Origin of the sequence: Rheinheimera sp. SA_1 (assembly GCF_001669775.1) — a bacterium.
In the GTDB taxonomy this organism is placed as follows: domain Bacteria; phylum Pseudomonadota; class Gammaproteobacteria; order Enterobacterales; family Alteromonadaceae; genus Pararheinheimera.
On sequence record NZ_LXWK01000019.1, the window covers coordinates 188,554 to 195,363 of the forward strand.

A 6,810-nucleotide genomic window follows, 5' to 3' on the forward strand; every position below is an offset into this window, starting at 1 on the left:
CATGATAGGATGAAAGTATATTGATATGGAGAAGTTAACATGATGCGTGCACAGTTGGAACGTCGATTTTTTTTAGCATTATTAGTGGTGGTCACCTTTGGATTTGGACTGGTGCTGGAGCCATTCTGGGGGGCAATTTTCTGGGCCACGGCGCTAACCGTTATTTTTTACCCACTGCAAAGTTTTTTGCGGTACAAACTTGGCAATAAACCCAACAGGATTGCCGCGCTGACATTATTGATTTGTGTGGTAATGGTGGTATTGCCGTTGCTGGCGATTGGTGCATCTTTTGTACAGGAAGGGATCAGTTTTTATCAGCGGATCGAAAAAGGTGAACTGAATCCGGAAGCCACGCTGGATAAGATCAAAATGGCATTTCCGCTGGTCACGAATACACTGCAAGAATTTGGCGTGGATACCGACAACATCAAACTGCGGTTGTCTGAAGCTGCGGTTGCAGGTAGCCGGCTGTTAGCGGAAAAGACTTTTGCTGTGGGTCAGAATGCTGCCAGTTTGTTTTTAAATATCGGCTTGATGTTGTACCTCGCATTTTTTCTGCTGCGTGATGGCGCCAAGCTCGTTGAATTGTTTGTAGTCGCACTGCCGCTGGGTGATGAACGTGAGCGGATGCTGTTTTCAAAATTTGCTGAAGTGACCCGCGCTACGGTTAAAGGCAATCTGGTGGTCGCCGTCGTGCAGGGTGTGCTGGGCGGACTAATTTTGTGGATCCTTGATGTGCCGGCGCCCATTTTATGGGGTGTGGTGATGACCTTTTTAAGTTTATTACCTGCTATTGGCGCAGCGTTAGTCTGGTTTCCGGTGGCGTTATACTTGTATTCAACCGGCCAGTGGTGGCAGGCAACTGTGCTTATTGCCTATGGTGCGCTGGTGATAGGTCTTGCTGACAATATTCTGCGACCTTTGCTGGTTGGTCGCGACACCAAGTTGCCGGATTACGTCGTGTTGTTTTCAACCCTCGGTGGTATCACCTTACTTGGCATTAATGGTTTTGTGTTAGGGCCGTTAATTGCAGCGTTGTTTTTAGCGTTTTGGCAGATTTTTATTACCGAATTTAATCAGGCGGGTTTTACGACCCCTGAATCATCCGAAGATGTGGCCGAGCAGCGGATGAACAGTAAAACGATTGAGTGACGCCATGCTTGGCTTCGAGCAACAATTGCTGGCGTTGTTTCCAGAACAGCACCAGCGTGATTGTTACCGGCTTTTTGTCAGCCAGTTGTGGCAGACGCTGAGCAAAAAACGCCAGGATCCGGCAGTGATTGGCATTTCTGGCGCTCAGGGTACCGGTAAAACCACGCTTTCATCCCTGTTGGTGCAATTTGCAAAAGAGCAGGGTGTCATTGCTGGCGCTGTGTCGCTGGATGATTATTATCTGAGCCAGCAGCAACGTGGCGTACTGGCAGCGGAAATTCATCCGTTGTTAGCGATGCGTGGCATGCCGGGTAGTCACAATATCGGGCAGGCTATCGCTGATGCTCAGGCTGTGCTACAAGGCTTGCCGGTAGCGCTACCTCGTTTTGACAAAGCGCAGGATCAACCAACTGCTGCGCTTGAACCACAGCAGTTTTCGTTATTGATCGTCGAGGGCTGGTGTTTAGGTCTGACGGCGCAATCAATTGTCGATCTCGAGCCGCCAATTAATCTATTGGAAAAATCTGAAGATCGAACCTTAAGCTGGCGGCACTTTGTTAATCAGCAACTGGCCGGGCAGTATCAGCAATACTGGTCGTTACTGAGTTCGTTAATTTGGTTAAAAGCACCGGATTGGCCGACGATCTGTCGCTGGCGGGCGATGCAGGAACATCAACTGCGACAACAACGCGGCAAAGGGATGAACGATGCTGAGCTTGAACGTTTTATGCAAACCTTTCAGCGGCTGACAGAGCATAGCTTTTTGGTGTTGCCGCAACGTGTTGATTTGGTGGTGGAGTTAGACCCGTTGCATCAACCGCAGTTGCGTCAATCACAGTTCCTTTAGGCCGGATCGTGCTGCGCCATCGCGCGATCAACCGGCGGTTCCAACTGCAGCCGCTGCGCCTGGATCACCACTTGAGTACGATTGGTCACGCCTAACTTTCGGAAAATAGCCGTTAGATGCGCTTTGACCGTCGCTTCGGAAATATGTAAATCATAGGCAATTTGTTTATTCAGCCAACCTTCGGTCAGGTAATACAGCACTTTGTACTGCTGATTGGTGAGTTGTGCGACTTTGGCTGCTAAATCTAAATCCGCTAAGTTGTTTGGATCCGGTTTAAATAACGCCTGCAAATTCTGCGGCAACCAGGTTTCGCCTGCCATCACAGCAGTCAGCGCTTTACCAATTTCCACTGGGTGTGCCGATTTAGGCACATAGGCCGAAGCACCAAAGTTCATTACCCGGCGAATCACGTCAGGATCATCGCTGGCAGAAATGACCACAATCGGCAGCGTCGGGAAGTTTTTGCGTAGCTGAATTAAACCGAGGAAACCACAATTACCCGGCATATGCAGATCAAGTAATAACAGGTCGGCGTCCGGATGTTGCTCTAACGCCTGGCAGGTCGCTTCAAAACAGTCGGCTTCGATGGTTGCCTTGGTGATAAAGGTATTGCTGATAGCGTTAATCAGGGCATTGCGAAATAGGGGGTGATCATCTGCAACTATCAGTTTGGTCATGTGGGACTCCGGTTTGGCAGGAAAGACTTCAAATCAGACCTGCGCTTGCGCGCGCCCAGCATAATCAACGCGCCAATCACAGTCTAGAGATTGCCAGAGTATAAGCTATTGATCTGCATATACTCTGGCTATTTACTACTTGTTTAATCGGTTTTCAATCAGATGCTCGACCACCGACGGATCGGCCAGCGTTGAAATATCGCCTAATGAGTCATGTTCATTGGCGGCAATCTTACGCAAAATACGGCGCATAATTTTACCGGAGCGGGTTTTTGGTAAACCCGGCGCCCACTGAATTAAGTCAGGGCTGGCAATCGGCGAAATTTCCCGACGTACCCATTCTTTTACTGCTTTAGTCAGGTCGTCACTCGGTTCCACGCCTACTCTTGGCGCGATAAACACATAAATTCCCTGACCTTTTAAATCATGCGGGTAGCCAACAACGGCAGCTTCAGCGATTGCTTCATGTGCCACCAGACAGCTTTCAATTTCGGCTGTACCCAAGCGGTGACCCGATACGTTTAATACGTCATCGACCCGGCCAGTTAGCCAGTAATAGCCATCTTCATCGCGTTTAGCGCCGTCGCCGGTAAAGTACATACCTTTATAGGTAGAGAAATAGGTTTGTTCAAACCGGTCATGATCGCCATACACCGTGCGCATCATGCCAGGCCAGCTATCGAGCAACACCAGGTTGCCTTCACAGGTACCATCAAGCAGATTGCCTTCGTTATCAACAATGGCCGGAATGACGCCAAAAAACGGCCGGGTGGCAGAGCCTGGTTTTAACGCGGTTGAACCTGGTAAAGGCGTAATCAGTGCACCACCGGTTTCGGTCTGCCACCAGGTATCAACAATCGGGCATTTACCTTTACCAACCTGCTCATGGTACCAATGCCAGGCTTCCGGATTAATCGGCTCACCGACACTGCCTAATAGATGCAGTGATGATAAATCGGCACCATCAACAGCTACAGTACCATGCGCCATTAAGGCACGGATGGCAGTGGGGGCGGTATAAAGTACATTAACTTGGTACTTATCGACGATCTGCGCAATCCGCTTCACACTTGGATATGTCGGAACACCTTCAAACATCACGCTGGTCGCGCCGTTTGCCAGTGGTCCATACACTATATAAGTGTGGCCGGTGACCCAACCAACGTCGGCGGCGCACCAGTAAACATCACCTTCCTGATAATCGAATACATATTGATGGGTCATCGATGCCCACACCATATAACCGCCGGTAGTATGCAATACACCTTTTGGTTTACCGGTAGAACCCGAGGTATAGAGGATAAACAACGGATCTTCGGCATTCATGACTTCCGGCTCGCAGTGTTTTGGCTGCGTCGCTAACAATTCGTGATACCAGACATCGCGGCCGGCATGTTCATCAATATTTTGGCCAACATGTTTTACCACAATGACATGTTTCACCGGATTCGCTTTACCCAAGTGGCCTAAAGCTAAATCGGTATTGTCTTTTAAGGCCGTAGTGCGGGCACCGCGTAAGGCTTGATCGGCGGTGATCACCAGTTTCGAATCGCAGTCTACGATTCTGCTGCCTAATGCATCCGGTGAAAAACCGGCGAATACCACCGAATGTATGGCGCCAATTCGGGCACATGCCAGTAAGGCAACGGCAGCTTGTGGGATCATCGGTAAATAAATAGTGACTTTGTCGCCTTTGCCAACACCAAGACTACGCATACCGTTGGCCAGCTGACACACTTCGTCATACAGCTCCTGGTAAGTGACGGCTTTTTGCACACCAGGCTCATCACCCTCCCAGAAATAGGCAACCTGATTGGCTTTTGCTGGTAAATGGCGGTCCAGACAGTTGTAGCTGGCGTTTAAGGAGCCATCGCTAAACCAGTTTACATGGACATTGCCCAACTCAAAACTGCTGTCTTTGACTTTAGTATAAGGGGTGATCCAATCAAGCCGGCGGCCATGTTCGGCCCAGAATTGCTCCGGATCGGTAATAGATTGCTGGTACATCTGCAGATACTGCTCGTTCGTCAGATAGGTTCTGGCTAAAGCGGCTTGCGTAACCGGATAAAGTTGTTGATGGGACATAACTCAATTTCTCCAAGGGCGCCTGGCGCCAGCTGCAATATAATGCTGTTGTTCTACCGCATGTGACCGGTGCCGAAAATTAGACATTAGTCTAGCCGGTTTATTAGTTTTTCGTGTTCTACGACTAACGGCTAATCGACTAAAGCCCAATTGAGCACAGTGCAAACCTGAACCACAGTAGGTCGGCAAATAACTTAATAATAAAACCGACATGGCGAACGGAGCACAACTATGCAACAAATTACCTTTCATAAAGGTCACACCAGATTGACTCAGTTAGCAGCCACTATGCTGACGCTGCTGGTATGTCAAAGCGCACAGGCTGGTTTTAAAGTGGGCGACTCCACTGAAATGAATGTTGGCGGTTACGTCAAGCTGGATGCGATGTGGACTGACACATCAGACTCTTCGATTGCCACCGGGGTGGGGCGCGACTTTTATGTGCCGGGGTTAATACCGGTTGGTGGTGCTTCCGAATCGGCAAAATGGGATATGCATGCGCGGCAATCCCGCTTTTTTATCACCAGCGACACGATGCTGGAAAACGGTAAGAAGATTAGTGGTCGTTTTGAATTTGACATGATGGGCACGACCATTGGTGATCAGCGAACAAGTAATGGCTATTCACCGGAAATCCGCCATGCTTTTGTTAGTTATGATGGCTGGACTTTCGGCCAGACTTGGTCAACCTTTATGGATGTAAATGCGTTGCCGGACAGTCTTGATTTTGTCGGCACGACCGATGGCACTGTGTTCGTGCGCCAGGCAATGGTTCGTTATACCACTGGGGGTTTTCAGGTCGCTTTGGAAAACCCGGAAACAACAGTTACGCCGCTTGGTGGTGGCACGCGTATTGTTACTGATGATAATTCAGTACCTGATGTCGTGTTGCGTTATAACTACACAGCAGATTGGGGCGGATTGACAGTCTCTGGTTTGACTCGTCAGCTTTCTTATCAGCAAGGTGCAATTGATGATTCAGTCCGTACTTCAGGTGTAACGTTTAGTGGCAAATTGAATCTGTCAAAAACCGATGATCTTCGTTTTGCCTTGACCTATGGTGATGTGGGACGTTACCTGAGTCTGAATACGGCGAACGATGCCGCGCTGAATGCTAATAATCAACTAACGGCAATCAGCAGTATCGGTTATACCTTAGCTTACAAACATGCATGGAATGACAAATGGCGTAGTAGCCTCTTCTATTCTGCGCAGCACATCGATAATCCGGTGGAGTCAACAGGTCTGGCGCAAACAGCAAAGACCAGCAGCTATAGCGCCAACCTTATTTATCAACTGGCGTCTAAGGTTTCGGTGGGTGTGGAATTCCGTCATGCCACCCGGGTGCTGGAATCAGATTTAGAAGCTGATTTAAATCGGATCCAGTTTTCAGCGAAATATGATTTTTAGGCTTTGAGTTGTAACTATAGTGGTAGCAGCGTTGTAGTTTGTTCAGTATAGATAAGCAAACTATGGCGCTCTGACGTGAATGGGAGAACAAAACTGTTGATGATTTCAAGGATAACGAGCTATTTTTGTTGATTTAATGCACGCTCTGTACGAAATTCCAGCAGTCGAGCTGCGTTTTACGATTTTCTTCAAATTCCCGCTTGCGTCATTTTAAATACGCCCTATAATGCGCGCCATGCCACGGTGAGCAGCGAAAGCAGCGAACTAAGTGAGTTTGAAGAAAGTGAAGAAAGTCAATAAAAAGACGCTTGACACGAACTTAAAACTGACTAAAATGGCCGCCTCGCAGCGACGAGGGGTTGAGAAGCCCGAAAGTCGAAGTGAGGCAGAAAATCCTTCGGGGTTTTCAAGGTAAGTCAGGTTGAGCAGCAGAGCTCATTGAAATAGTGAATTCTGCTGCTTGACTTAAATTCTGGGAAGTGTAACATACGCCTCCCGCTTCGAAGTCGAAGCACGCTCTTTAACAATTAGCAATCAATCATCTGTGTGGGCACTCGTGAAAGAAGATTCGCAAAACGAATTAACTGAGTATGAGTGACCAGATAGTAAAATATTTAGTCAGTAATACTGAGCATGTCA

Annotated in this window: 5 protein-coding genes; 3 read left to right on the forward strand and 2 right to left on the reverse strand. The window is 48.5% G+C overall.

The window, feature by feature from the left end; genetic code table 11:
• The first annotated feature begins 39 nt into the window (after window positions 1-39).
• Window positions 40-1,152 carry an AI-2E family transporter gene (locus tag A5320_RS19750; RefSeq protein WP_231916792.1) on the forward strand — a complete coding sequence of 371 codons (1,113 nt, stop codon included), beginning with the start codon at window positions 40-42 and terminating at the stop codon, window positions 1,150-1,152.
• Window positions 1,145-1,999: a kinase gene (locus A5320_RS19755; RefSeq protein WP_231916793.1), complete on the forward strand. Its 855-nt coding sequence runs from the start codon at window positions 1,145-1,147 to the stop codon at window positions 1,997-1,999. Before A5320_RS19750 ends, A5320_RS19755 begins: the two co-directional genes overlap by 8 nt.
• Here A5320_RS19755 and A5320_RS19760 read toward each other — a convergent pair.
• Window positions 1,996-2,676, reverse strand: a complete 681-nt coding sequence (locus tag A5320_RS19760) for a LuxR C-terminal-related transcriptional regulator (protein WP_068069314.1) — start codon at window positions 2,674-2,676, stop codon at window positions 1,996-1,998. The genes A5320_RS19755 and A5320_RS19760 overlap by 4 nt on opposite strands.
• 135 nt (window positions 2,677-2,811) lie before the next feature.
• Window positions 2,812-4,761, reverse strand: a complete 1,950-nt coding sequence (gene acs / locus A5320_RS19765; RefSeq protein WP_068069315.1) for an acetate--CoA ligase — start codon at window positions 4,759-4,761, stop codon at window positions 2,812-2,814.
• A 231-nt stretch (window positions 4,762-4,992) separates the two neighbouring features.
• On the opposite strand from acs, the gene A5320_RS19770 reads away from it, so the two are divergent.
• The gene (locus A5320_RS19770) at window positions 4,993-6,171 is read left to right on the forward strand and encodes a DcaP family trimeric outer membrane transporter (RefSeq protein WP_231916794.1); all 1,179 of its coding nucleotides are present in this window, start codon (window positions 4,993-4,995) and stop codon (window positions 6,169-6,171) included.
• The last annotated feature ends 639 nt before the right edge of the window (window positions 6,172-6,810 follow it).

Coding starts and splice junctions, on each gene's coding strand:
- A5320_RS19750 (WP_231916792.1), top strand. CDS start 40: ATGATGCGTGCACAGTTGGAACGTCGATTTTTTTTAGCATTATTAGTG.
- A5320_RS19760 (WP_068069314.1), bottom strand. CDS start 2,676: ATGACCAAACTGATAGTTGCAGATGATCACCCCCTATTTCGCAATGCC.
- acs (WP_068069315.1), bottom strand. CDS start 4,761: ATGTCCCATCAACAACTTTATCCGGTTACGCAAGCCGCTTTAGCCAGA.
- A5320_RS19770 (WP_231916794.1), top strand. CDS start 4,993: ATGCAACAAATTACCTTTCATAAAGGTCACACCAGATTGACTCAGTTA.